Annotated in this window: 20 protein-coding genes; 13 read left to right on the top strand and 7 right to left on the bottom strand. The window is 60.3% G+C overall.

From position 1 onward, the window contains the following. Positions 1-83 precede the first annotated feature (83 nt). Together AC1DF8_RS12905 and AC1DF8_RS12910 are read right to left on the bottom strand one after the other, a co-directional pair. Positions 84-383, bottom strand: coding sequence for a GCG_CRPN prefix-to-repeats domain-containing protein (locus AC1DF8_RS12905; protein WP_112542536.1), 300 nt, complete (start codon positions 381-383; stop codon positions 84-86). Between the two features lie 89 nt (positions 384-472). After that, positions 473-850: a hypothetical protein gene (locus AC1DF8_RS12910; RefSeq protein WP_478153817.1), complete on the bottom strand. Its 378-nt coding sequence runs from the start codon at positions 848-850 to the stop codon at positions 473-475. 689 nt (positions 851-1,539) lie between these two features. Between AC1DF8_RS12910 and AC1DF8_RS12915 the strand changes: the two genes are divergently transcribed. The 3 genes from AC1DF8_RS12915 to AC1DF8_RS12925 all read left to right on the top strand — a co-directional run bounded on the left by AC1DF8_RS12915 (position 1,540) and on the right by AC1DF8_RS12925 (position 6,135). Next, entirely contained in the window at positions 1,540-3,075 is a 1,536-nt protein-coding gene (locus tag AC1DF8_RS12915; protein ID WP_113147775.1) for a histidine kinase dimerization/phosphoacceptor domain -containing protein, read from the top strand. A 386-nt stretch (positions 3,076-3,461) separates the two neighbouring features. Continuing rightward, entirely contained in the window at positions 3,462-5,516 is a 2,055-nt protein-coding gene (locus AC1DF8_RS12920) for an ATP-binding protein (protein WP_478153818.1), read from the top strand. 286 nt (positions 5,517-5,802) lie between these two features. Continuing rightward, positions 5,803-6,135 carry a hypothetical protein gene (locus AC1DF8_RS12925; protein ID WP_112542532.1) on the top strand — a complete coding sequence of 111 codons (333 nt, stop codon included), beginning with the start codon at positions 5,803-5,805 and terminating at the stop codon, positions 6,133-6,135. A gap of 85 nt (positions 6,136-6,220) precedes the next feature. On the opposite strand, the gene katE is transcribed toward AC1DF8_RS12925, so the two are convergent. Both katE and AC1DF8_RS12935 read right to left on the bottom strand, forming a co-directional pair. After that, positions 6,221-8,362, bottom strand: coding sequence for a catalase (katE, locus tag AC1DF8_RS12930; protein ID WP_478153911.1), 2,142 nt, complete (start codon positions 8,360-8,362; stop codon positions 6,221-6,223). Between the two features lie 310 nt (positions 8,363-8,672). Further along, positions 8,673-9,530 carry an SDR family oxidoreductase gene (locus tag AC1DF8_RS12935; RefSeq protein WP_112542531.1) on the bottom strand — a complete coding sequence of 286 codons (858 nt, stop codon included), beginning with the start codon at positions 9,528-9,530 and terminating at the stop codon, positions 8,673-8,675. A 364-nt stretch (positions 9,531-9,894) separates the two neighbouring features. Between AC1DF8_RS12935 and AC1DF8_RS12940 the strand changes: the two genes are divergently transcribed. Genes AC1DF8_RS12940 through AC1DF8_RS12965 form a run of 6 tightly spaced genes read left to right on the top strand, consistent with a single transcriptional unit; the run spans position 9,895 to position 15,589 of the window. Next, on the top strand, positions 9,895-10,929 hold the full coding sequence (locus tag AC1DF8_RS12940; RefSeq protein ID WP_478153819.1) for a LacI family DNA-binding transcriptional regulator: 1,035 nt from the start codon (positions 9,895-9,897) through the stop codon (positions 10,927-10,929). A gap of 33 nt (positions 10,930-10,962) precedes the next feature. Next, positions 10,963-11,913 carry an ABC transporter substrate-binding protein gene (locus tag AC1DF8_RS12945; protein ID WP_112542529.1) on the top strand — a complete coding sequence of 317 codons (951 nt, stop codon included), beginning with the start codon at positions 10,963-10,965 and terminating at the stop codon, positions 11,911-11,913. Beyond that, the gene (locus tag AC1DF8_RS12950; protein WP_113206616.1) at positions 11,910-12,719 is read left to right on the top strand and encodes an ATP-binding cassette domain-containing protein; all 810 of its coding nucleotides are present in this window, start codon (positions 11,910-11,912) and stop codon (positions 12,717-12,719) included. Before AC1DF8_RS12945 ends, AC1DF8_RS12950 begins: the two co-directional genes overlap by 4 nt. Then, the gene (locus AC1DF8_RS12955) at positions 12,716-13,720 is read left to right on the top strand and encodes an ABC transporter permease (RefSeq protein WP_113206617.1); all 1,005 of its coding nucleotides are present in this window, start codon (positions 12,716-12,718) and stop codon (positions 13,718-13,720) included. Before AC1DF8_RS12950 ends, AC1DF8_RS12955 begins: the two co-directional genes overlap by 4 nt. Next, positions 13,720-14,790: a phosphotriesterase family protein gene (locus AC1DF8_RS12960; protein ID WP_478153820.1), complete on the top strand. Its 1,071-nt coding sequence runs from the start codon at positions 13,720-13,722 to the stop codon at positions 14,788-14,790. The genes AC1DF8_RS12955 and AC1DF8_RS12960 overlap by 1 nt, the downstream gene beginning before the upstream one ends. A 28-nt stretch (positions 14,791-14,818) precedes the next feature. Then, positions 14,819-15,589: a glutamine amidotransferase gene (locus AC1DF8_RS12965; RefSeq protein WP_113206619.1), complete on the top strand. Its 771-nt coding sequence runs from the start codon at positions 14,819-14,821 to the stop codon at positions 15,587-15,589. Between the two features lie 2 nt (positions 15,590-15,591). Here the strand turns inward: AC1DF8_RS12965 and AC1DF8_RS12970 are convergent, their stop codons facing one another. Next, a complete protein-coding gene (locus AC1DF8_RS12970) occupies positions 15,592-16,494 on the bottom strand; it encodes a PfkB family carbohydrate kinase (protein ID WP_478153821.1) in 903 nt (300 codons plus the stop codon). A gap of 26 nt (positions 16,495-16,520) precedes the next feature. Between AC1DF8_RS12970 and AC1DF8_RS12975 the strand changes: the two genes are divergently transcribed. Genes AC1DF8_RS12975 through AC1DF8_RS12985 form a run of 3 tightly spaced genes read left to right on the top strand, consistent with a single transcriptional unit; the run spans position 16,521 to position 19,272 of the window. Beyond that, positions 16,521-17,363 (top strand): BtpA/SgcQ family protein, encoded by an 843-nt coding sequence (locus tag AC1DF8_RS12975; protein WP_478153822.1) that lies wholly within the window; start codon positions 16,521-16,523, stop codon positions 17,361-17,363. A gap of 5 nt (positions 17,364-17,368) precedes the next feature. After that, positions 17,369-18,010 carry a TenA family protein gene (locus tag AC1DF8_RS12980; protein ID WP_478153823.1) on the top strand — a complete coding sequence of 214 codons (642 nt, stop codon included), beginning with the start codon at positions 17,369-17,371 and terminating at the stop codon, positions 18,008-18,010. 11 nt (positions 18,011-18,021) lie between these two features. After that, positions 18,022-19,272, top strand: coding sequence for a Zn-dependent hydrolase (locus tag AC1DF8_RS12985; RefSeq protein ID WP_478153824.1), 1,251 nt, complete (start codon positions 18,022-18,024; stop codon positions 19,270-19,272). Between the two features lie 114 nt (positions 19,273-19,386). On the opposite strand, the gene betC is transcribed toward AC1DF8_RS12985, so the two are convergent. Next, positions 19,387-20,901 (bottom strand): choline-sulfatase, encoded by a 1,515-nt coding sequence (gene betC / locus AC1DF8_RS12990; protein ID WP_478153825.1) that lies wholly within the window; start codon positions 20,899-20,901, stop codon positions 19,387-19,389. Between the two features lie 416 nt (positions 20,902-21,317). On the opposite strand from betC, the gene AC1DF8_RS12995 reads away from it, so the two are divergent. Then, positions 21,318-22,232 (top strand): alpha/beta hydrolase, encoded by a 915-nt coding sequence (locus tag AC1DF8_RS12995; protein ID WP_478153826.1) that lies wholly within the window; start codon positions 21,318-21,320, stop codon positions 22,230-22,232. Positions 22,233-22,235: 3 nt separating this feature from the next. Here AC1DF8_RS12995 and AC1DF8_RS13000 read toward each other — a convergent pair whose 3' ends face one another. Next, positions 22,236-24,239, bottom strand: coding sequence for a CocE/NonD family hydrolase (locus tag AC1DF8_RS13000; protein WP_478153827.1), 2,004 nt, complete (start codon positions 24,237-24,239; stop codon positions 22,236-22,238). Between the last annotated feature and the right edge of the window lie 40 nt (positions 24,240-24,279).

Consider the following 24,279-nt stretch of genomic DNA (forward strand, 5'->3'; position numbering starts at 1 on the left):
AGTAGTCAGACCGGAGCGTCCCGTCGCGGCCTATCGGGCCGGCCGAAGCGATCCCAGCTTCGTCCGGCCAGCGAAAGGATTGATTACCGCCAGTCGCGGTCGCGATCCCAGCGGTCGTAGCGTCTGTATTCGCGCCAGTCGCGATGCGGACGACCCCAACCGTAGGAGCGATCCCAACCGTAGTAGCGTGGCGGCGGCGGTGCCCATCGATTGGGCCGGCAAAAGCCGCGCGGGCTCAAATGATAACCGCGGCCACAGGCGTAGTCGACCGTTACCACGTTCGAGGCTGCCGGAGCCGTGACCCTGCCAGAGGGCATGGCATTTGCAGCTCCAGCTGTCATTCCGGCTGCGAGAAGGGCTATGGTGACGAGAAGTTTTCGCATCTTCGTTTCTCCGATTATTGGGCGATTTAATGCCTGTCCCGGTGAACCGAGGCTGAAAACGCCGTTCACCTGGGCGACAGCTTCAGCCGCTAGTCGCGTTCCCAGCGATCACGCCGGTCATCGCCGCGCCGATCGTTGTTGCCGGAGTTGGATGCCTGCAAATGCTCCAGCACCTGCAGAACAGCGTCGGCGCAGTCCTTTGTGGAGTCGCCGTCGGCGCATCTGAGATCGATCCTGGTCTGACCGTTCTCGATGTGGAACCGGGCACCGCGCTCCCTAGGTTGCGAACGCCAATCATCATCAGCACGCTCCTCGTTCTTGCTGGAAGAATTCGGCGGCGGCGGTGGATTTTGCCTGCTGGATTCTGGGGGTGCCGGCGGCGACGGTTCGGCTGGGGCCTGCGCAAGGGCGCAAGTGGAGATCAGTCCAAAGACAGCCGCCGTTGACAGTCCTATGATTTTGTTCATGACGTTACCTCGCTTCTGTGCCGAGGTAACGAAGGGTTGAGGCGATAGTTCCTGTCGGGCGATTGCGGCTGATACCTCGCCATTCCGGGGCCAGTATCCTTCAATCGGGTCCTGCCGATCACGAGCAGATCGTCTGGTCCTGTCTTGCGGACGGGATTGAATCTCGCACAGGAGATCGCTTGCTTCCTGTATGTCCGGTCGATGCCTAGTGGAGGCCCTGCAGCCGATTCCGTCGTTCACTCAACAATTCATGTTGCACGAGGTCTCGCGCTTCGGCCGAAAGGCCGTTCGGCCCGGATAGTCCGAGCGCGACTAACCTCGCTTCGATCGCTTGTGGAACACTATCTGCTTCGTGCTGGCAGAGCCGCACAAGCCACTTCCATTCGTCGCTTGTCATGTCCCTTCGCGCGACCATCAACTGCCTCCAGCCCAAGGATAACCGTGATTTCGAGAATATCACAATTCTCGTCGAAAGGCAGTGAGGCACACCGTTTTGCAATTCGTCGGTCATGACGACACAGTCTTCGGATCTCCTGCGCCAGGCCCCCGGGCCAGTAGTCGCGGCAAGCGTGTGCTGGTTCCCCGAATTGGGCGGCGGGAGAATGGGAGGATCGAGGAGGCTGCAACCTATCCTTGACTCTGATAGCCTGCTATCCGACAGTGTCGCCTGCTAAATCCATGGGGATTCAATGGGCCTCACGAAAGGCTTCACGATCGTCGGCAGAGCTGCGATAGCCGCCATCGTGTTAATGTTCCTTGCGCTCTCGCTTGTCTTGGGCTTTTGGCTGCATTCGAGCTACATGTCCGCCGTCAGGCGTGGAGAGGATCAGGTCACAGCCACAGCCAAGATAGTTGCTGCCAACGCGATCTGGATCAATTCTCTAGCGCGCCAGACCCTTTACCGCATGGACGACGCCTTCGGAGCGGCTGAGGCATTGCCGGACGACGCGCGTATTCGAAGGCTCAACGCCGCGACGGCTGCATTGCCGACCACGGCAACGGCCTACGTGGTCGCCGCGGATGGGACGCTGCTCTATTCGACCGATCGCGAAAGCAGCCCCGCAGACATCGTCGATCAAACCTATTTCCGCCGCCTGGCCAATGGCGCAGAGGACCATACGTCGGCGATGACCGTCATGCGCAATACGGATCGCCACGTCTTCCTATCGGCTGCGCGCATCGAGAGGAACGATAAGTTCGAAGCCGTCGCGATCCTGGCGTTTGATGTCGGAATGCTGCGATCGATCTGGGACGCCGCCTCGCTCGGACCAGGCTCGACGGTGAGCTTCTTGAGACGTGACGGAAAGCTGATCGCCAGATATCCCGAACCGAAAGAAGTCGTCGATCTCGGTAACTATATCCTGTTCACCGATTATATGCGCAAGGCGACATCGGGCTCCTATGTGTCTGTCTCCCCTGTCGACCAAGTCGAAAGGCTAGTGGCATACCGCATCGTCGAGCGGACACCATTTGTCGCCATCGCATCGGTCGACACCGGCGCAATTCTCAAGCCGTTCTGGACCGATGTCTCGATTGCCGCGCTGATCGTTCTCCTGGCGCTTTGCGCCGCCGTGGTTGGCGGATTGAAGATCCTGCACCTGGCGCATGCGGATGCGCGCCACACCGCCGAACTTGCCGAGGCGCTTCGAACCAATCAGGTCCTGATGCGGGAAATTCATCACCGGGTGAAAAATAATCTGCAGACCGTGATGGCGCTCATCCGTCTACAGGGCCTGCGGCCTGAAACCGTCCAGAGAGTGAACGAGCGGATCGTCGCCATGTCGGCGGTGCACGAGCAAATGTATGGCTTCGATCAGTTCAGCAGCGTCACTGCGCGGCAGTTCGTTCCCAACCTGGTGCGCACGCTGGTCGGGTTGCATGATCGCGACATCAAGCTGACCTTCGAGATCGACGACATCAGGATCGATGCGGACAAGGCGACGCCATTTGCATTGTTGCTGAACGAGCTTCTGACAAACAGCATGAAATACGCCTTCGTCGACCGGACCGACGGTCATATCCGTATCAGGCTGCTCAAGCATCCCGATGGCAAGGTCCTGCTTGAAGTGGCGGATGACGGCGTTGGCTATGAGCCGGTTGCGACAGAAACCGGCATGGGAAGCCGGTTGATCAAATCCTTCGTCAGCCAGATGGATGGGACCTACGGCACCGAACGGGCACGCGGTACCGTCTTCACCGCCCTGTTGTCTATCGCTGCACGATGATGCTTCGATCAGCGTTGGCGTCGGCGACCTTGGCTCTCCGTGCAAAAAGATCTTTGAAGCAATCTCCGGCTGTGCTGACGCTGGCGCGGAACTCCCTCCGGACCGGCGGCAATTGGCGAAACCGCCCGCGCCGCCGTCGCTTGATGTCCATCACGACTGAGGCGTTTCGGATTTCCTAGGGCCAGCAAGCCGCCTTCTCAGCTCCTAACCTGGCCGCCACCGCGGCCCGACGGGTCGAAGCGCACCCGTTCGGAGGTCGAGTAGAGATACAGGCTCTGCTGTCGCCGCTTATCTAGGGGAAAGGTCAGTCTTATTCCAACTTGGCATTGCAAGTTTCCCGCCCTGGATTATTTGATAGGGTTCGAAGAACACACCCGGAGTGTCCGTTGAATAAAACCCGGCCAGCGCTCCTTCTCATCACGGCGTCGCTCATTCCGGTCATCATACTGGCGGCGCTGATGGGAAGGTTCTTCATCAAGGAGCAGCAGGCTGCTCTCGACGATGACATTCGCGGCCGGGCAGCGACGTTGGCCGCCACTCTTCAACGGGAACTCGCAAGCCAGATCCAGCTGCTTTCGATCGTGGCCGATTCGCCTCGGCTCGATCCCCCCATACCGCGCGCCGCTTTTGCCGAGACTGCGCGGCGTCTGCGCGATCGGGTGCCGGAATGGGAGCAGATCCGGATTTCCAACGAGAAGGGCGAAGTGGTTCTGTCATTTCCGCCGCTCGACCCCTCCGCCGATACGCATGTTGTGGACATGGAAAGCCATGACGCCCTGGTTCGCACGGGTGTCGCGGTGGTCGGCAATATCGCCATCGGGCCGAAAGGCCAGGCCGCCTTTGCCTTGCGCGCTCCGATCCAGAGGAGCGATCGTCTGAAAGCCGTCCTTTCGGTGGTGATCCGTCCGACGATCGTGACGAAACTGCTTTATGCCAATGGACTTCCAGGATCATGGTCGGCCTGGATCGTCGATGGGCAGGATCGTCTGGTTGCATCGACCGGCGATCCCGCGCTTGCCGGCAATCCGGCGAGCGAATTCGCAAGCTTTTCCGGCAATGACTTCGGGACAGCCACCGTCAAGAGCGGATTGGAGCTTCGGGTCGCCGAAGTCGCGCTTGCCGACACGCCTTGGCGGGTAAGGGTTGGCCTGCCGGTTTCCGATTATGAGAGGCCGGCGCGCAGGGCCACCATGCTGCTTGTGACGGCGAGCTGTTTCACACTTCTGTTGTCCGGCTCGGCCGTGTTTCTCTTCTACAGGGAGGCGCGCGCCCGGAACCGGGAGCGCGAGAGCATGGCCAACTGGCAGCGGATGGATGCGCTTGGCAAGCTGACGGGGCAGGCTGCTCACGATTTCAACAATCTCCTGATGGTCTTCCAGTCAGGGGTCGAGGGCATCAAGAGACGGCGAAACGACGAACAGCGCGTGACGCAGCTTCTGATGCACATGAGCGATGGCGTGGCACGAGGAAAGGCGATCACGCAAAGGCTACTGTCGTTTTCAAGGCGCTCCAACCAAGGTGCCTCCCAGATCGAACTGGACGTCAGGCTTGCCGACCTGTCTCCACTGTTGCGTCAAGCGATCAACGACACGATCGTGATGGAGATCAGGATACCGGAAGATACCTGGCCGGTTCATGTCGATCCTGCCGGGCTTGAAATTGCCCTGATCAACATCCTGACGAATGCGCGCGAAGCCATGACGGGAGGTGGAAAGGTGACGATTTCCGCCCGCAATGTGCTCAACGCAGCCACAGAGGATCCAGGGCTGCAGGGCCCGTTCGTGGCGCTGACGATTTCCGACACCGGGACAGGCGTTGCCCCGGAAAATCTCGCGCGGGTGTTTGAGCCATTCTTTTCCACCAAGAAGAACGGTGGCTCAGGCCTTGGCCTGACGCAGGTCCACAGTTTCGCCACCGGCAGCGGCGGTGCGGTCAAGGTCGCAAGCCTGGCCGGTCACGGCAGCGCCTTTACCTTGCTTTTACCACGATCGAGCGAGCCGCGTGCGGCACGTCCGGATCCAGCACCCCCCGCGAATCTTCCCCATGCGATCATGATCGTCGACGACACACCGACATCGCTTGAATCCGTGCGACTGGCGCTCGAGGGCATCGTGCCGTCGATCTTCCTGGCCGCAGGTGGACCTGAGGCAATCGAGATCCTGGGCCGCCATCCTGAAATCGAAGCGATCGTCAGTGACATCATGATGCCGGGCATGTCGGGTATCGAGCTTGCCGAGGAGATCCGCCGCAGAAACGCATCTCTACCTGTCGTGCTGATGACCGGCTACAGCGACAGGCTTGAGGCCGGTACGGAGGTCGGTTGTCCGGTTGTCCCGAAGCCCTTCAAGATCGAGGATCTGGCCGCCAGCCTCGAAAAGGCGAAAACCTCGGTAGTCCAATCGGCAAATGTCGTGCGCCTGGAAATTCCGACGAAGGGCTGACCAGCCTCGACGTCTTTTCGAGGGTCATTTTTCGCGCGATTGCGGCAAACGAGTTTCGGCAACGATCTGCTTCCCTCCATCAGCCGTTATCGCCGATCTTATCGTCGCTGCTCCTTTCGAGGGGAACCCTGGCCAATCTTTGCCGTTTTGCGCTTTGCAAAGATAAAAGGAATATGTCGATGGTTGGAACAAGCGCCAAGCGGGGCACGGCAATCTTCGCGGAAGCGATACTCGTCCTCGGACCGGTCAATCCCTCGTCAGACATTCGGCTGGAGCATGCGGTGCTATGATTACAAGCGAACAGCTGCGCGCAGCGCGCGCGCTATTGCGATGGGAGCAGAAGGACCTTGCCGAGGCCGCACGGGTTTCACTGCCTCTGATCGAGGAGCTTGAAGCCGTGCCCGGGCAGTTGAAGACGCAAGGGCGGGCAATTGAAGCAATCATCAACGCCGTCCATTCGGCAGGTGTTTCGTTTTTCGACGGAGACTATTCAAGCCCGGGCGGACCTGGTGTCCGCTTCAGCCAGCCTTCCGGCTCCAGCCTGGATACCAATGAGGACGAAACGATCCAGTACCGGGAGTTCTTCGAGAACGATGCGCCGCCTGGTGCGGGTGGTTGAGACGACGCGCACCTTCCAGCGAAGGTCCGGACACACTGGCTGCCGGGGCATTAAGGGACGCCGTTTTGCCGCGTCCCGGCCTGTCTCATTTTATCGGTGGTGAAGCCTTGCCGAGCTTGACGGAAGGTTCCCGGCCCCAGACTCGCAGCTTGCCGAGTTCGGTGACGAACGCGGCAATGCCCTCTTCTCCAGGCAGGCTCAAGACGCCCTCGTCGATGCTTTCGGAAATTCCGGCCTTTTCTAGCAGCGGCAGCGCCGACGGATCATAGCCGATAAACTTGCAATGCTGGAAAGCATCGGCGACGAAGTCACGTGCTGCGGCCTCCTTGACGAGGTCTTCGATAGCAGCCGGTGAGGTCAAAAGTACTATCGCGTCGAAAAGCACCGACGGTGCGCCATCGATCATATGCTGCGCTTCGATCCAAGTGCTGTCCGAAGCCGTCACGCCACCAACCTTGGGAGCAATCAGTTCGAAGACCGCTTTCTGCTTGGTAAGAGCCGTTGTCACGCCCTTGAGCAGTTTGGCATCGACACCGTCGGTAATGAAGATGCCAAGTTTGCGCCCCTCGAAGCGTCCAGGACCGCGTTTCATGATGCTGAGCGCGGGTGAGGGCTCCAGGTCCTGACGCGTTGGGATAGCGGCCTGAGCCGGTTTCGGCAGCGACTGAAATCCCAGTTTTTCTGCGACGGTGGTTGCCAACGTTTCGTCGATGTTGATCAGATGAGATACCATCCGCTCGCGGATGACAGGGTTTTCGACCTTGCTGAGTTCAAAGGTGAGCGCCATGGCGATATGCCGTTGCTCGGGCGGCGTCTGGCTGATGTAGAACTGACGCGCCTGGCTGTAATGGTCGGCGAAGCTCTCCGGACGGAGCCTGGCCTTTGCGCCTTGTTCCTCGGACGCGAAATGTCGAAAGCCTTTCTGAGGCGATTCTCTCGGACCTTCGCCCCAGGAGTTTGGCTGGTAGTTGATCCGGCCGGCCGGATTGCGCATCGCCATGTGGCCGTCCTGGTGAAAGGTGTGGAAGGGACACTTGGGCGCGTTGATCGGCAGGTGCGTGAAGTTCGGGCCGCCGAGGCGCTTGAGCTGTGTATCCAGATAGGAGAAATTCCGGCCCTGCAAAAGCGGATCGTCGCTGAAGTCTATCCCCGGCGGAACGTTCTGCGTCATGAAGGCGACCTGTTCTGTTTCGGCGAAGAAATTGTCGGGCATGCGATCGAGGACCAGCCGGCCGATCGGCTGAACAGGGAGGATTTCTTCCGGAATGATCTTTGTCGGATCAAGCACGTCGAAATCGAACGCGTCGGCGAACTTCTGATCGAAAAGCTGGACGGAGAGTTCCCATTCCGGAAAGTTGCCCGACTGGATTGCCTGCCAGAGATCGCGGCGATGGAAGTCTGGATCAGCGCCGTTGATCTTGACCGCCTCGTTCCAGGCGACGGACTGCAGCCCAAGCTTCGGCTTCCAGTGGAACTTGACGAATGTCGACTGATCCTTAGCGTTGACGAAACGGAAAGTATGGACGCCGAAGCCCTCCATGAAGCGGAAGGATCGGGGAATCGCCCTGTCAGACATGACCCACATGATCATATGCATGCTTTCAGGCGTCAGGCTGATAAAGTCCCAGAAGTTGTCGTGGGCGGATTGCGCCTGCGGAAAACCCCGGTCTGGCTCCGGCTTTACGGAATGGACCACGTCGGGAAATTTGATGGCGTCCTGGATGAAGAAAACCGGGATGTTGTTGCCGACGAGATCCCAGTTTCCTTCCTTTGTGTACATCTTCACGGCAAAACCGCGAACATCCCGCGCAAGATCGAAGGACCCTTTGCTGCCCGCGACTGTTGAAAAGCGCACGAAGGCCGGTGTCCTTTCGCCTGGGCGCTGGAAAATGTCGGCCCGCGTGTAGTCCGCAAGGGATTTATAAGTCTCGAAAAAACCATGCGCACCATAGCCGCGGGCGTGTACCACGCGTTCGGGAATGCGCTCGTGGTCGAAATGGAAGATCTTTTCTCGGAAGTGGAAGTCATCGATGAGTGCAGGTCCGGGTGTCCCGACATGCAGGCTGTTCTGATCGTCTGCTACAGGGCCACCTTGCGCTGTTGTCAGAACCGGATAGCCATCTTCGGCGAACTGATGAAGCTCGCCCCCTTCGCCGCGATGCAGTTTCTGGTCATGGATCGTCGCTGTGTTTTTCCCGGCGGTCGTCGAAGATTTCTTCTTGGCCATCATGTCGTTCCCTTGCGATATATGTGAATTGCCAACTGGAAATGCTGCCTCGGGGCCGGTCCGCTCATGTCGGAGCGTTCGATCTGGCCCGCATCGCGGTGCTTTGGCGTCTTGGTTGGTGGTGCTACCGGGCGCGGACGCATTCCCAATGTCTGCGCGGCGTCATTGTTCCCAATCGTACTGAAACGAAGGTCCCAGGTCGGCGCTCGCTCAGCCCTCTGTGGATATTGAGGTGGACCTTCGAACGAGCACGAGCGTCGAAGAATGGTATTCACGCCCCCGCCGACAGTGCAGGCCGCAATGCCCGAGCTCACAAGATCGGTTTGCCGCCTGTCACCGCAATCGTTGCTCCCGAAACATAGCTCGACAGCGGATCGGCGAGCATCACATAGGTGGTTGCAAGCTCGGCGGGCTGCCCAGGTCGCTGCATCGGCACCTGTTTGCCGAAATTCCTGACGGCTTCGTCCGGCATCGTCGAGGGAATGAGCGGCGTCCAGATTGGGCCTGGCGCGACCGCATTGGCACGGATGCCCTTTTCCGCAAGCATTTGGGCCAGACCCGCCGTGAAGTTCTGGATCGCCCCCTTGGTTGTCGCATAGGCAAGCAGGTGCGGGCTCGGACTGTCAGCATTGATCGACGCCGTATTGATGATCGCGCTGCCCGCTTTCATATGCGGGACCGCCGCCTTGGTCAGATAGAACATCGCATGGATATTGACCTTGAAGGTCAGTTCCCACTCGTCATCGCTGATTTCGCCGATATCCTTGAAGCTTGCCTGATGGGCCGCATTGTTGACGAGGATGTCGATACCACCAAGTTTGCTGCGCGCTGTTTCGATGATGTGCCGGCAATGTTCGGGATGCTGCAGGTCCCCGGAGACAAGAATGGCCTTTCGCCCTGCTTCTTCGACCCATTTCTGGGTTTCTCGTGCGTCTTCGTCCTCGTCGAGATAGGCGATGAGAACATCTGCGCCCTCACGGGCATAGGCAATCGCAACGGCTCGTCCGATACCACTGTCGCCGCCGGTAATAATCGCTTTCCTGCCGGTCAGTCGGCCAGATCCTCGATAGGTCCGCTCGCCGTGGTCCGGTACCGGCGACATCGCGTCGGTCGTGCCCGGCATCGGTTGGCGCGGCGTATCGAAGGGTGGGGTCGGGTAATTGGCCATTTTCTGTTCCTTTTGACTTTCGCGGCGCAGATGCGGTCGGAGTTTCGGTACACAACTCGTCGGTCGGCCAGCAGTTCCCGGTGAGTTTGCGGAGATAATCCGGATTGAGCGCCGTGTTTGCGCAGCTCGTTCCTGCCGGCCACCTCAAGACGGAAGGCATTGGTCTTGTTCTTGCCGGGAGCTAACCAACTGATTTAACGAACCCTTCGACCGGCGGTCGAAGCGGTATCCGAAGCGACGTACCCCGTGGGCAATTGAGTCAGCCTTCCAAACCAGATCTTCCGCAGCTGATAACGGCTCTTGACAGGCAATCTCTTGTCATGGAGTGTAAGTAAAGCGTTTTACTAAAGCGGTTTACAAGCTGATGGCGCAAGCGAGAACTCCAGGGTTGAAGGATGTCGCGAAAGCGGCGGGCGTGTCGGTGACGACGGTCTCGCGCATGCTGAACGGCTCGCTGGATTTGCCTGCCCTCACCAAGCAGCGTATCGAAAACGCTATCGCTTCCCTCAAATACCAGCCGAACCCTCACGCGCGGCGGCTGAGCCGCGGCCGCTCCGACATGATCGGGCTGGTCGTGCCTGATATCGCCAACCCGTTCTTCGCGACCATGGTGGCGGCGGTCGAAGAGGAGGCAAACGATCGGGGGCTGGCCGTTTCGCTCTACGCGACTCTCAACCGGACCGGCCGTGAGGTCACCTATCTCCGGCTGCTTGAGCACAATCATGTCGACGGCCTGGTTTTCGTCACCAACCATCCCGACAACGGCGATCTCGCGGCTCTCATCAATCGAACAGGCAAGGTGATCGTCGTCGACGAAGACGTTCCGCTCGCGAGTGTCCCGAAGCTCTTCTGTGACAACTTTCAGGGCGGCCATCTGGCGGGGCGCCATCTGGCGGAGTTCGGCCATCGAAACGTGCTCTATGTGGGCGGTCCCGATGCCATGATCAGCACGCAGCGCCGTTTCAACGGACTGCATAGGGGCCTGCAGGAGCATTTCGGTGGTGATGCCTCGATCAGGCGCTACAGCGGCGAATATACGGTCGCCTGCGGGCGGGACATGGCACGCCGCTTCCTTGAAGAAGGCAAGCCAGCGACCGCAATCTTCGCGAGCTCCGACGAAATCGCCATCGGCATGATCGAAGTCTTCAGAGAGAAGGGAATATCGATCCCTGAAGACCTGTCGATCATCGGCTTTGACGATGTCAGTCCGCTACACCTTTTTGCGCCGCCATTAACGGCGATCCGGCAGCCGGTGCGCGCTATCGGCCGGCGTGCCCTGTCCCTTCTTCTTGAAACAAACTGGCAGGAGAGCAAATCGCTCGCCACCGAGGAACTCGTGCCAGTCGAAATCGTCGTGCGGAACTCCGTTGCGCCGCCGTCGACCCATAATAAGCAATAATAAGCAACGATAACGAAACCAGAGGATGAGAACATGAAACAGATCAGACGTCGGGCGTTCAGCGCCGCTCTTGCCTTCACCGCGCTTGCCAGCGCCACACTTGGAGCTTCGCTCGCTCACGCTGCGGGCAAGACCTATGCGCTGGTGCAGATCAATCAGCAGGCCCTTTTCTTCAACCAGATCAACGAAGGCGCGCAGAAGGCGGCCGATGCCTCCGGTGACAAGCTTGTCATCTTCAACGCCAACAATGAAGCGGCCGCACAGAACAGCGCCATCGAAAACTACATCCAGCAGAAGGTCGATGGCCTGATCGTTGTCGCAATTGACGTCAATGGCATCATGCCGGCGGTCAAACAGGCTTCGGACGCCGGCATTCCTGTTGTCGCCATCGACGCGATCCTGCCCGATGGACCGCAGAAATCGCAGATCGGCGTCGATAACGGCAAGGCCGGCGCCGATATGGGCGCCTACTTCCTCGACTACGTGAAGAAGAACATGGGCGGCAAGGCCAAGGTCGGCATCGTCGGCGCCTTGAACTCCTATATTCAGAACGTCCGCCAGAAGGGCTTCGAGGACGCCATCAAGGGCGATGGCATCGAGACCTCGGGCGTCGTCGACGGCCAGAATATCCAGGACAATGCACTTGCTGCTGCCGAGAACCTGATTACCGGCAATCCCGACATGACGGCGATCTACGCAACTGGCGAACCGGCCCTGCTCGGCGCCATCGCCGCTGTCCAGAGCCAGGGCAAGCAGGACAGTATCAAAGTCTTCGGATGGGATCTGACCGCGCAGGCGATTTCGGGTCTCGACGACGGCTACGTCGTTGCTGTCGTCCAGCAGGATCCTGCCGGCGAAGGCAAGGCCGCGGTCGAAGCTCTTGCCAAGCTGACAGCAGGCCAGAGCGTCGAAAAGAGCATTTCCGTTCCGATCACGATCGTGACAAAGGAAAATGTCGAGCCATACCGGGCCGTCTTCAAATGATGACGGACAATCGGCCTGTTTATGCCGGGGCCGGGGAGGCGCAAGCCTCCCCGCATTCCTCCGGCTCGTCCGCCCGGACACCTGCTGTCTCACTGCGCGGGATCCGCAAGACGTTCGGTTCGCATCAGGCGTTGCGTGGCGTCGACCTCGACCTCTTTCCAGGCGAGTGCCTTGGTCTTGTCGGTGACAATGCAGCCGGTAAGTCAACGCTTACCAAAATCATCTCCGGAACCTATCTGCCGGATGAGGGGACGATTTCGCTGAACGGCGAAGAGGTCCACCTGTCCGGGCCTGCTGATGCTCGCAACCGCCATATCGAAATGGTCTTCCAGGATTTGAGCCTCTGCGACCATATCGATGTCGTCGGCAATCTGTTTCTTGGACGAGAACTCACCAGGGGTCCGTTCCTTGATCGTCAAAAGATGATGAGCGAAGCGCGCAAGATGCTGGATGCGTTGGAAATCCGTATTCCGCGTCTCTCCGCCAAGGTCGAGAAGCTGTCCGGGGGCCAGCGCCAGGCGATTGCGATCGCGCGCGCGGCTTCCTTCCAGCCCAAGGTTCTGATCATGGACGAGCCGACATCGGCATTGGCGGTCGCCGAGGTCGAGGCTGTGCTTGCACTGATCAACCGCGTCAAGGCAAAGGGTGTATCCGTCGTCCTCATCACCCATCGTCTGCAGGATCTGTTCCGCGTCTGCGACAGGATTGCCGTCATGTATGAAGGCACCAAGGTTGCCGAGCGGGACATCGGCAACACCAATCTCGAAGATCTCGTCAAGCTCATCGTCGGGGGAGAAAGACATTGACCGTCTACACCGAACGCGCCAAGGGCTCGCCGATAGCCGACTTTCTGGGTGAGAACGCTCAGGTTCTGTCGATCGCCTTTTTCTTTCTGGCATGCCTCGTCTTCTTTTCGTTGACGACGACGACCTTCATGACGACGGGCAACATCCTGAACATCGTGCGCCAGGCAGCTCCTATCCTCGTCGTCGCCATCGCCATGACCCTCGTCATCGTCACCGGCGGGATCGATCTGTCGGTCGGTTCGATGCTGGCCCTGATCAACGCCGTTGCCGCCATTACACTGGCGACAGGCATACCCTGGCCCATAGTCTCGATCGGCATGCTCGCCTTCGGCGGCATTGTCGGTCTGCTTCAGGGCTGGTTCATCGCCTACCAGAACATTCCAGCCTTCATCGTCACCCTTGCCGGGCTTTCCATCCTGCGTGGCGTGGCCCTCTACCTGACGCAAGGCTATTCGATTCCGATCAATAACGAGCCTGGCTTCTTCTACCTGGGGCGTGGCGAACTGGCGGGTTTTCCTGTCCCGGCGCTCATTGCGATTCTGGTTGCGATCGCAGGCTACGCCATCATGGCGGTCACCAAGTACGGACGGCAGATCGTGGCTGTCGGATCCAACATGGAAGCAGCGCGCCGCGTCGGCATGCCGGCCAAATGGATCGTCGCCTCGGTCTACCTCGTGTCAGGCGCCGCCTCCGCACTCGCCGGTCTTTTGATCGCGGCTCGCCTCGGTTCCGGCTCGTCGAATGCCGCTGTCGGCTTCGAACTGCAGGTCATCGCGGCGGTCGTGCTCGGCGGCACCTCGCTGATGGGCGGGCGCGGCACGATGATCGGCACGGTCCTTGGGACGATGACCATTGCCGTCATCGGCAACGGGCTAATCCTGATGCATATCTCGCCCTTCTTCACCCAGATCGTCACCGGCGCGATCATCCTTGTCGCCATCTGGCTGAACACTCGCATCTTCACAACCAACTTCCGCTTGGCGGGCAGGAGGAAGAGCTGATGGCGGCAAATGAGCTTTCGCCGGGTCATGTGCGTTCCGGCAATGTGATGACGGTCTCCGGGCCGGTTCCAGCGGCGGAAATCGGCATCACGCTGATGCACGAACACATCCTCAACGATTGCCGCTGCTGGTGGCATGCGCCGAAGACGCCTGAGCGGCAATATCTTGCCGAGGGATTTGTCTGCATGGAGATTCTCGGCGAACTGAGGCAGGACCCCTTCGTCAACAAGCACAATATCACGCTCGACGATGAGAACCTTGCCGTCACCGAACTTGGGGACTTTGCCAGTCTCGGCGGACGTACGGTCGTTGAGCCCACGTGTCAGGGCATTGGTCGCGATCCTCTCGCCTTGCGGCGGATTTCTGCGGCGACAGGACTGAACATCGTCATGGGTGCCGGCTTCTATCTGGGCTCCTCGCATCCGGCCAAGGTTGCCGGCATGTCCGTCTCCGAGATCGCCGACGAGATCGTCTTCGAAGCGACGGTCGGAGCTGATGGTACCGATGTGAAGATCGGCCTGATCGGCGAAATCGGCGTATCCTCTGATTTCATCGCCGCCGAGGAAAAATCGCTGCGGGGTGCGGCACAGGCTCAGGTGCGCACCGGCCTGCCGCTGATGGTCCATCTTCCCGGCTGGTTTCGGCTGGGCCACAAGGTCCTTGGTATCGTCGGTTCCGAAGGGGCGGATCTAAGGCACACCGTGCTCTGCCACATGAACCCGTCACATGACGATCTCACCTATCAGTCGGAATTGGCCGCCCGCGGTGCGTTTCTCGAATATGACATGATCGGTATGGACTTCTTTTACGCCGATCAGCAGGTGCAATGCCCGAGTGACGAGGAGGCGGCGCGCGCGCTCGTCAAACTCGTCGAGATGGGATATGCGGATCGCCTCCTGCTCTCCCACGACGTCTTCCTGAAGATGATGCTCAAGCATTATGGGGGCAACGGCTACGCCTATATCCTGCGCCACTTTCTGCCTCGCCTGAAGCGTCACGGTCTCGATGATGCGATGCTCGACATCTTCATGCGCGCCAATCCAAGGTCGGTTTTTCAGGCCAGCGCCTGACCGCCACATAAAAAGAAATGGAAACATCATGAAAAAGAAGGTTCTTCTCGTCGGCGAAAGCTGGGTCAGTTCCGCCACGCATTATAAGGGTTTCGACCAGTTCGGGAGCGTCACGTTTCACCTCGGCGCCGAGCCGCTCGTTGCGGCACTCAAGGATAGTGCATTCGAGCTCACCTATATGCCCGCCCATGAAGCAGTCGAAAAATTCCCCTTCGACATGGCAGGGCTCGACGCTTTTGACGCGATCATTCTCTCCGATATCGGCGCCAACTCCCTGCTGCTTCCCCCGGCGGTCTGGCTGCATTCCAAGACTGTTCCGAACCGGCTGAAACTGCTCAAGGCCTGGGTCGAAAAGGGTGGCGGGCTGCTGATGGTCGGCGGTTATTTCTCGTTCCAGGGCATAGACGGCAAGGCGCGCTGGCGTCGCACGCCGGTCGAGGATGTCCTGCCGGTCACGTGCCTGCCCTATGACGACCGGGTGGAAATTCCGGAGGGAACGACGCCTGTCCTCGTCAAGCCCGGTCACGAGACCGTCGCCGGTCTGTCAGGCGAATGGCCGTTGCTGCTCGGCGTCAACGAAGTCGAAGTGCGCGAGCGCGCCGATGTCGAAGTCATTGCCCGGCTACCGGAAGCGGAAGGTGGCCATCCATTGCTGGTCACAGGCCGCTTCGGCAAAGGCCGAACTGCCGCCTGGACCTCGGATATCGGTCCGCATTGGCTCTCGCCGGCCTTCTGCGAATGGGAGGGCTACGGGCGTCTTTGGAAGAATATTCTCGGCTGGCTGACGGAGGCAGAATAGCCTCATTCGCCGACGAGAATGCCGGCGAGTTCTAACCCGGTTGGGAAGGCCGAACGCGTCCCGCGGCGGCTGACGGTAATGGCCGCAGCCGCAGTTGCGTGATGGATCGCCTTCGCATCGAGCCTGGTCGATCGGAGGGCCGCAGAGGCAAGGGCGACCGCCATGAAAGTGTCGCCGGCGCCGGTCGTATCGACGACCTCTGTGACACGGGCGGGAACGGTTGCCAGTACCTGATTTCCGCTGGCAAGGATTGCCCCGTCGCCGCCGAGGGTCAGCACGGTCTGCGTCACGCCGGCTTCGGCGAGGCGCTGGATCGCGGTCTCGCCGGACGATCCGGTCAGACTTTCGGCCTCGCCCCTGTTGAGGAAGGCGATGTCGATAAGTGGCCAGAGCTCGGCAAAATAGGGCCTGAGCGGCGAGGGATTGAAGGCGGTCGTCAGGCCGCGGCGTCTGGCTTCGGCCAGAATGCCGCGGGTCACGTTTTCGCTGAGGTTGCCCTGGAGCACGACGAGGTCGCCGACCGCTGCATCGTCGAGCGGGGCAAGCGCCTCGGACAGGGTCAAGGCTTCGGCCGAGTCGGTCGTCGTGACGATGGCGTTTTCGCCGTCGGGCGTCGTGAAGATGATGGAGAAATCGCTGGAGCGATGAGGACTGCCCAGCAATCGGGCGTCCAGCGCTTCACCAGCGAGCTGGTCGCGGATCGTCTGGGCGCGAAAATCCTCGCCCACGGCCGTGACAAGCGTCGTGGGAAGGCCTGTGCGGCCCATCACGACGGCCTGATTGGCACCCTTGCCACCGAGGTCGCGGGTTTCCTCCCGACCGAGGATCGAGGCGCCGGCTTCGGGCATGGACATTACGGAAATGGTTTCGTCGACGGCGACGTTACCGATGACATAGGCACGCATGGCTGGCTTTCAGAAGGGAAAGAAAAATGCAGCAGATATCGGATAAGGCCACAAGCGCCATACGGGAAATATTCGGCACTGACAAGGCGCTGATTGGCATGATCCATTGCCCGCCTTTCCCGGGGGCTCCACGCTACCGCAGCGCGGCAATGGATGTGATCTATGACGCCTGCATGCGCGATGCGGAGGCGCTTGTGAAAGGCGGTATCCACGGATTGATCGTCGAAAATCATGGCGACATCCCCTTTGCCAAGCCGGAGGATATTGGCCACGAGACCGCAGCCTTCATGTCGGTTGTAACGGACCGCATCTCTCGTGCCGTCGGGGTACCGCTTGGCATCAATGTGCTTGCCAATGCGCCCATCCCCGCTTTCGCGATCGCGGCAGCCGGTGGGGCGCGCTTCATCCGTGTCAACCAATGGGCCAACGCCTATGTCGCCAACGAAGGCTTCATGGAAGGCCGCGCAGCCGAGGCCATGCGCTATCGCTCGGCTCTGCGTGCCGAACATATCAAGGTGTTTGCCGACAGCCATGTCAAGCATGGCGCACACGCCATCACCGCCGACCGGACGATCGACGAACTGACCCGTGACCTGGCGTTCTTCGATGCCGATGTGGTGATCGCCACCGGCCAGCGAACGGGCAACAGCGCGACAATGGAGGAGATCGAGGAAATCGGTGCTGCGACCCATCTTCCATTGCTCGTCGGCTCGGGCGTGACCAAGGATAATATCGTCGAGATCCTCAAGCGCACCAACGGCGTCATCGTCGCCTCGTCGCTGAAAGAGGGTGGCGTCTGGTGGAACCCTGTCGAGCCGGCTCGCGTCGCAGCCTTCGTCGAAGCTGCAAAACCGGGTCTGGAGTCGTGACGACCATGGTATCTCTCTCCGAACAGATGCTCGACGAGAACCGCGACGTCTTCGAAGCCATGGTGCACCACCGCTTCGTCGAAGATATCAAGGCTGACCGCCTCCCGAAGAAGGCCTTCGAACGATATCTCGTCTTCGAGGGCGCCTTCGTTGAAACGGCGATTGGGATATTCTCCTATGCCACTGCAAAGGCCGGGACCATCGAGCAGAAGCGCTGGCTGATCGGCGTGCTGGACGCGCTTGCAAACCAGCAGATCGCCTATTTTGAGAAGACCTTCGCAGCCCGCGCCATCGATCCCGCCCGCTATGACACCGGCCGGGCCGATGTCGCTGCCTTCCGCGAGGGAATGCTGGCGATTGCCCGTGACGGCGGCTTTCTCGACACGATTGCTGCGATGTTTGCGGCCGAATGGATGTACTGGACCTGGTCGACCGAGGCCGACCGGATTGATATCAGCGATCCGCTTCTCAAGGCATGGGTCAAGCTTCATGCCGAACCGGAGTTCGAAGCGCAGGCGCGCTGGTTGAAGGCGGTGCTGGACGAGGCCGGTGAGACGATGGATCCTGCCGAACGCAAACGATTGAGCGCCATTTTCGGCCGTGCTCAACGCCTTGAGATCGATTTCCACGAAGCAGCCTATTCCTGAGAGCCTGGACAATGACCGGCAATCCCGAGATCAATGGAGAACGCCTGCTGGAACGACTGGACCGATTTGCCGGGATCGGCGCGACCGCGGGCGGCGGTGTCAATCGTCAGGCCCTGACGGAGTTGGACCGAAAAGCCCGGTTGCTGCTGGCAGAGTTGGCAGAGGCGCGCGGTTTCGGTGTCTTCCAGGATCGCGCCGCCAATCTTTTCATCCGCCGGCCGGGCAGAGACGAGGGGGCGCCGCCGCTCCTGATTGGCAGCCACCTCGACAGCCAGCCGTCCGGAGGGCGCTTTGACGGTGCGCTCGGGACACTGTCGGCCTTCGAAGTCCTGGAAAGTCTTGAGGATGCGGGCACTGAAACTCAAAGGCCGATCGAAGTGGTTGCCTGGACGAACGAGGAGGGATGTCGCTTCGCACCGGGCTGCATGGGATCTTCGGCTTTCTCGGCTGGTGAAATTCCGCTTGCCTGGTCCGATCTGGTCGCAACCGACGGTGCACGGTTTGGCGACGAGCTGAAGGCAACCATTGCCAGTCTTCCGCAGGCCGCGATCCGCGATCTCGGCTTTCCTGCTTACGCATATCTCGAACTGCACATAGAGCAGGGGCCGTCTCTCGAGAAAGAGGACATCCCCATTGGTATCGTCACCGGCATCCAGGGGACGCGGTGGCTGGAAGTGACGGTGTCGGGCCAGACCGCCCATGCCGGGACCACTGCGCTCAACTATCGTCGGGATCCGCTTCGCGCGATGATCGCGGCCCTCAACGGGCTTTACGCCAGTATCATGCCTCAGGACGAGCGTGCCCGATTTACCGTCGGACGTATCGCCGTAGAACCCGGTGCCATCAATGCCATCCCGCAGACGGCGCGATGCACCATCGACATCCGTCATCCGGATTCATCGGAGATCGATCGTTTGAGCGCGACCATCGAGCAAGTCTTCAGCGACCGCGCGGGGGCGGAACAATGTCAGGTGGCGATCAGGCAAGCCTTCGATATGCCTCCGGCCAACTTTCCTCGAACGGTGCTGGAAGCATTGGACCGGGCCGCGATAAAAGGCGGGCTGGCAACCAGGAAAATGCTGTCAGGTGCCTTCCATGACGCATTGTTCGTCAACCGGGTCGCACCCGCGGCAATGATCTTCGTGCCTTGTCGCGATGGCCTCAGCCATAATGAAGCCGAATATACCGCACCGGATCATGTTGTCTCCGGCGCACGCATGCTGCTGCTGTCGACAATCGAAATTCTGGAAGCCGCGCTTTGAAGCCTATAGCTCGGAATTGATGATCGTAGTGCTGTCGGGCCGGCCCGTCGCGAAGATCGCTGCGCTCGTGAGTCATGCCTGCGGATATTTGTCGTGCTCAATGATGCCCGAAGATTATTCGCCCCGGGGAAACCGCTGGTTCTCTTCGAGCACATTCAGATCCATATGATTGCGCATGTAGCGCTCGGCGGCTTTCTGCAGAGGTTGATAGTCCCAGGGGTAGTAGGCTCCTTCGCGCAATGCCGGATAGACGACCCAGCGCCGTGCCTGGCTTTCTCGAACTGCCGCGTCAAACGCTGCAAGGTTCCAGCGAAGCTTTGCCTGATCGAGAAGCGTGGCAAGCGTATTCGCATGGGCCGGATCGCCGGCCAGATTGATGAGCTCGCGGGGATCGGCCTGAAGGTCAAAGAGCAGCGGCGGATCCTTCTCGCAGACTGTCAGCTTGAAGCGCCCGGAGCGAATGCCCACGAGCGGCGCGATCGATCCTTCGGCCGCATATTCCATCAAAACCGGACTGCGGGTTTTCGTGCCATTCACCAGCTGTGTCAGGTCCTCGCCATCCGTCCAATTGGCGATTGCCGAAATATCGAGGCCGGCGAGGCCGGCAAGCGTCGGTGTGACATCGAGAGTGGAGACCGGCTGATCGACCAGGGCGGGCTGCCAATCCGGTGCCGATATCATCAGCGGCACGCGTGAAGAACCGTCGAAGAAGCACATCTTGAACCATAGGCCGCGTTCACCCAACATGTCGCCATGGTCGGAGACAAACAGGATGACAGTGTCGTCCTGCATACGTGTACGCTCCAGCACGTCGAGGATCTCTCCGATCTTCTCGTCGACATAGGAGATATTCGCAAAGTAGCCTCGCCTCGCCCTGCGGATCTGTTCGGCAGTGATATCGAAGGCCTTGTAGTCGCAGGCCTCGAGCAGGCGCTTCGAATGCGCGTCGATCTCGTCAAAGGGCAGTGGTGGAACCGTCGGGTCAAGTGCCGGGCAGTCCTCGTAGAGATCCCAGAATTTGCGCCTGGCGACATAGGGATCGTGCGGATGGGTGAAGCTGACGGTCAGGCACCAGGGACGCTCGTTTTGACGGCGCGAGAGATCGTAGAGCTTTCGAGTGGCATTGTAGGCGACTTCGTCATCATACTCGAGCTGGTTGGTGATCTCAGCGACCCCCGCGCCCGTCACGGATCCGAGATTGTGATACCACCAGTCGATCCGCTCGCCAGGCTTGCGGTAATCGGGCGTCCAGCCGAAATCTGCCGGATAGATATCCGTCGTCAGGCGCTCCTCGAAGCCGTGCAACTGGTCGGGCCCGACGAAATGCATCTTGCCCGACAGGCTGGTGTGATAGCCGGCGGCCCGGAGATGGTGCGCATAGGTCGGAATGTCGGAGGCAAATTCGGCTGCATTGTCGTAGACGCGCGTTCGGCTCGGCAACTGGCCCGACATGAAGGAGGCGCGCGCCGGCGCGCAGAGGGGGCTTGCCGTGTAGCTGTTGGCAAAACGGACCGAACGGGCCGCCAGTGCCTTGAGATGCGGCGCATGCAGGAAATCGGCCGGCCCGTCCGGAAACAGCGTGCCGTTCAGTTGGTCGACCATGATGATGAGAATATTGGGACGGGCCATTGTATATCGACGCTGCTCACATTCAGGGGCTTTTCGGGGGAAGGGGTCTACGGATGCGTCAGCCACCAGTTCGCCTGACGGAACCGGCTGTCGCCGGCGGGTACCGGTCTCGATCGGCGAGCGCCGATCAGGTCCGTTATCCTCTTCAGAAGCGGCACTGGTCGTCGCATGAGTGGTCCTCTCGGCGGCGTGGGTCGCAGTTGTCATTTCACGATAACCAACTTGATGATTGYACACTATCGCCTTGCCGACATCCGGTGTTCCGGGCGCTCGCGCCTGCCTGTTTTACAGGGGGCGAACTTGCCGGCGACACCGGGGGTCGCAGCAAGACAGGCGTCGTGGCCGAGCGCGTGCATGATGCAGTATCGGTTAGCTGGCTGTCTGACAGCATCTTGCAAGCACGCGGAAGGATCTTCATGTCGATCGACCGACCGATGCCCACCGAAGAGAGCATTCTGGAATTCCTTGATGTCTGCGAAGGCTTTTATCCATCGGACGCAGTCGAGGCATCGATCGAGCAGCAACGTCAATGGTATGACGCACTCTGCGCGCGATTTGACCACGCCCTGCCGCAGGGGATGGTCTATGCGGATGGCATGGTGCTGCGGATACCGATCCGCCGGTATCGGCCGCGGACAATAACCACATCAACCGTTCTCCTCTATCTCCACGGCGGAGGCTTTGTTGTCGGCTCGCTCGAAAGCCATCACTCGATCTGCGCTGAAATCGCCGATTTTGCCGGCGCCGAACTTGTTTCCGTCGACTACCGGCTGGCGCCCGAGTACCGCTGGCCGGCGCAGAGCGAGGATTGTTTCCTTGTCCTGAAGCATCTGCTGTCGTCCACCGGAAGCAAGGTCGTCATCATCGGCGATAGTGCCGGTGCCAATCTGGCGGCAGGGCTCGCCATCAGGGCGCTGGGGGAGGCCTTACCGGGTATCGCCGGTCAGGTTCTCGTCTATCCGGCGCTGGGCGGCGACCTGCAGAAGGGCTCCTATGTTGAAATGGCAAATGCGCCAGGCCTGAGCACGGCCGATGTCGCCTACTATCGCAACGTTCTGCAGGCACCGCTGCGCCATCCTGTCGCCGCGCCGCTTCACGCGGCATCAGTCGAAGGGCTTGCACCTGCCTTCATCACGGTTGCGCGGTTCGATCCGTTGCGAGACGACGGTCGAGCCTACGCTGCCCGGCTTGCGGGGGCCGGCGTGGAAGTCTGGTTCCGGGAGGAACCGCAAATGGTGCATGCGTGGCTGCGCGCGCGCCACATGAGCGAGGGTGCGCGGGCAGGCTTCAAGGCGGTATGCGAGGCGGTGCGGCTCTTCGCTTCGCGCTAACGGCTACATCAGATCGCGGGCGATTGCCGTCTCGGCAAAATCCTTCTCGAAGATTTTTATCCCGCCCTCATGGGCAATGACCGTGGCGGTGATGATCCAGTGCGTTGCCGTGCAGGCGATCGATGCGGTCGCAACCGTCGTCACGGACCAGCCGGGACGCTGCATGTCGCAGGTCCAGGTGGACCGCCCCGTCATCGAGAGTGGATCGCCCGGCCTAATCGACCATATTTCATCGCGTACCTGACGGGTGCTGAGCCCGGTGTCGGGATGCTCGAAAAGCCCAGTATCCTCGTAAATACAGTATTCGGTTCGATCGGCGGAAAGCTGCCTGATGACCTGCCTTCTGGTCTCAGCCGGCGCATGCTCGATATATTTCGGCAGCGGATCGGGATTATCCGGCTCCTTCACGGCGACGAGGCGGTGATCGGCAAGTATCGGCAGCGCAAGTTCGATCGAGGCCGTATCGATGACGAGGCCGGCATCCGTCGGCGGCGGCAGGATCATCGGCCAATAGGCCGTCGAAAGCGAAAGGCGAATGCGATGGCCGGTGCGGAAGCGATAGCCGCAGGCATCAAGCAGCAGGCGCACCGTCGTCCACTCTCCGCCCTTCATGGGTTTGGGATCGGCATTGCCATCACGATGAGCAAGATTGAGAACGCCGAAGGAAACGCGTGTGGCCGTGCCGTCCTCATGCACGTCGACGAGCCGCGCGCAGAGATTTGCGGTCTCTGCCTCGCAGCGTAGCGGCAGAGTAACAATAGGCTGGCCGAGATATTCGTGATCTTCGACAAGTGGCGGGGTCTCGAATATGAGCGAACCGGCATCGTCCCCGCGCTGGTCGATGGCCATTTCAGCATCCGGTTTCAGCGTGAAATATTCCCCCGATGCCGTGCCGGTATCGAGGGGCGAGCGCACATAGACCTCTTGCGCTGATGTCTGAGGCTCGGCCGCTCCTTCCTCGAGCCGGCTGGACGATCCGACATGGAAAAACTGCATTGCCGGTTCGCGCCATGCGTCCATGGCGACCCAAAAACCGGGATCGGCATCGCGGCGCGGGGCAGGGCGCACGGCGTCGAGAATATAGGCGCGAAGCTGGGGCGTATTTTCCGCACCATTCTCTTCGCCGCGCAGCCAGCGGTTCCACCAGGCGATCGCTTCGCCATGGAAATCGGCGCGCGGCTTTGGAAAGGCGAAATGCGGATATTTGTGAACCCAGGGGCCAATCAGCGCCTTAGCCTCTGTGCCAAGCCCGGCGATCGCCTTCAGCGGTGTGTTGCGATAGCCGTCCGCCCAGCCGGCAATCACCATCGCAGGGATCTCGACGCGTGCAAAATCCTCGCAGATCGAACCATGTTCCCAGAAGGTGTCGCGTCGCTGGTGGGTAAGCCATTCCTCCATGAAGAACGGTTCGTTTTCCAGCCGCTCCAGCCACATATCCTTCCAGCGATCGCCGGTGATAGCGGGATCGGGCGGGCGAGACTGGTAGCCGAGCATCGTTGCGGCCCAGGAGAGCTGGGCGGAAAGGTGACAGCCGTTCTTATAGTGGATGTCGTCATTGTAACGGTCGACGGTCGATGCGATCGAGATAACGGCCCTCAATGCCGGCGGACGCAAGGCCGCGACCTGCAGGCTGTTGAAGCCGCCCCAGGAAATGCCCATCATGCCCACCGAGCCATTGCACCAGGGCTGGTCGGCGATCCAGGCGATCAGTTCGCAGGCATTGGCAAGCTCGAGTTCGGTATATTCGCCGTCGATCACCCCGTCGGATTCGCCCGAGCCGCGGATATCGACACGCACACCCGCAATGCCGGCGGCGGCAAAGACCGGATAGGTCGATTCATCACGCAGGCTCGTTCCATCGCGCTTGCGGTAGGGCAGGAATTCGAAGACGGCCGGCACCGGATCGGCATCCGTACCATCAGGCATCCAGATCCGCGCGGCAAGTCGCGTTCCGTCGGCGAGCGTGATCCACTGGTTTTCGATCGTCGTGAAGGAGCGTTGGCTCATGGTTTTCCCTGGAAGCAATCATTGAGCCGGCCAAGAGCGG

The sequence above is a fragment of the Rhizobium sp. 05N49 genome (assembly GCF_056396805.1).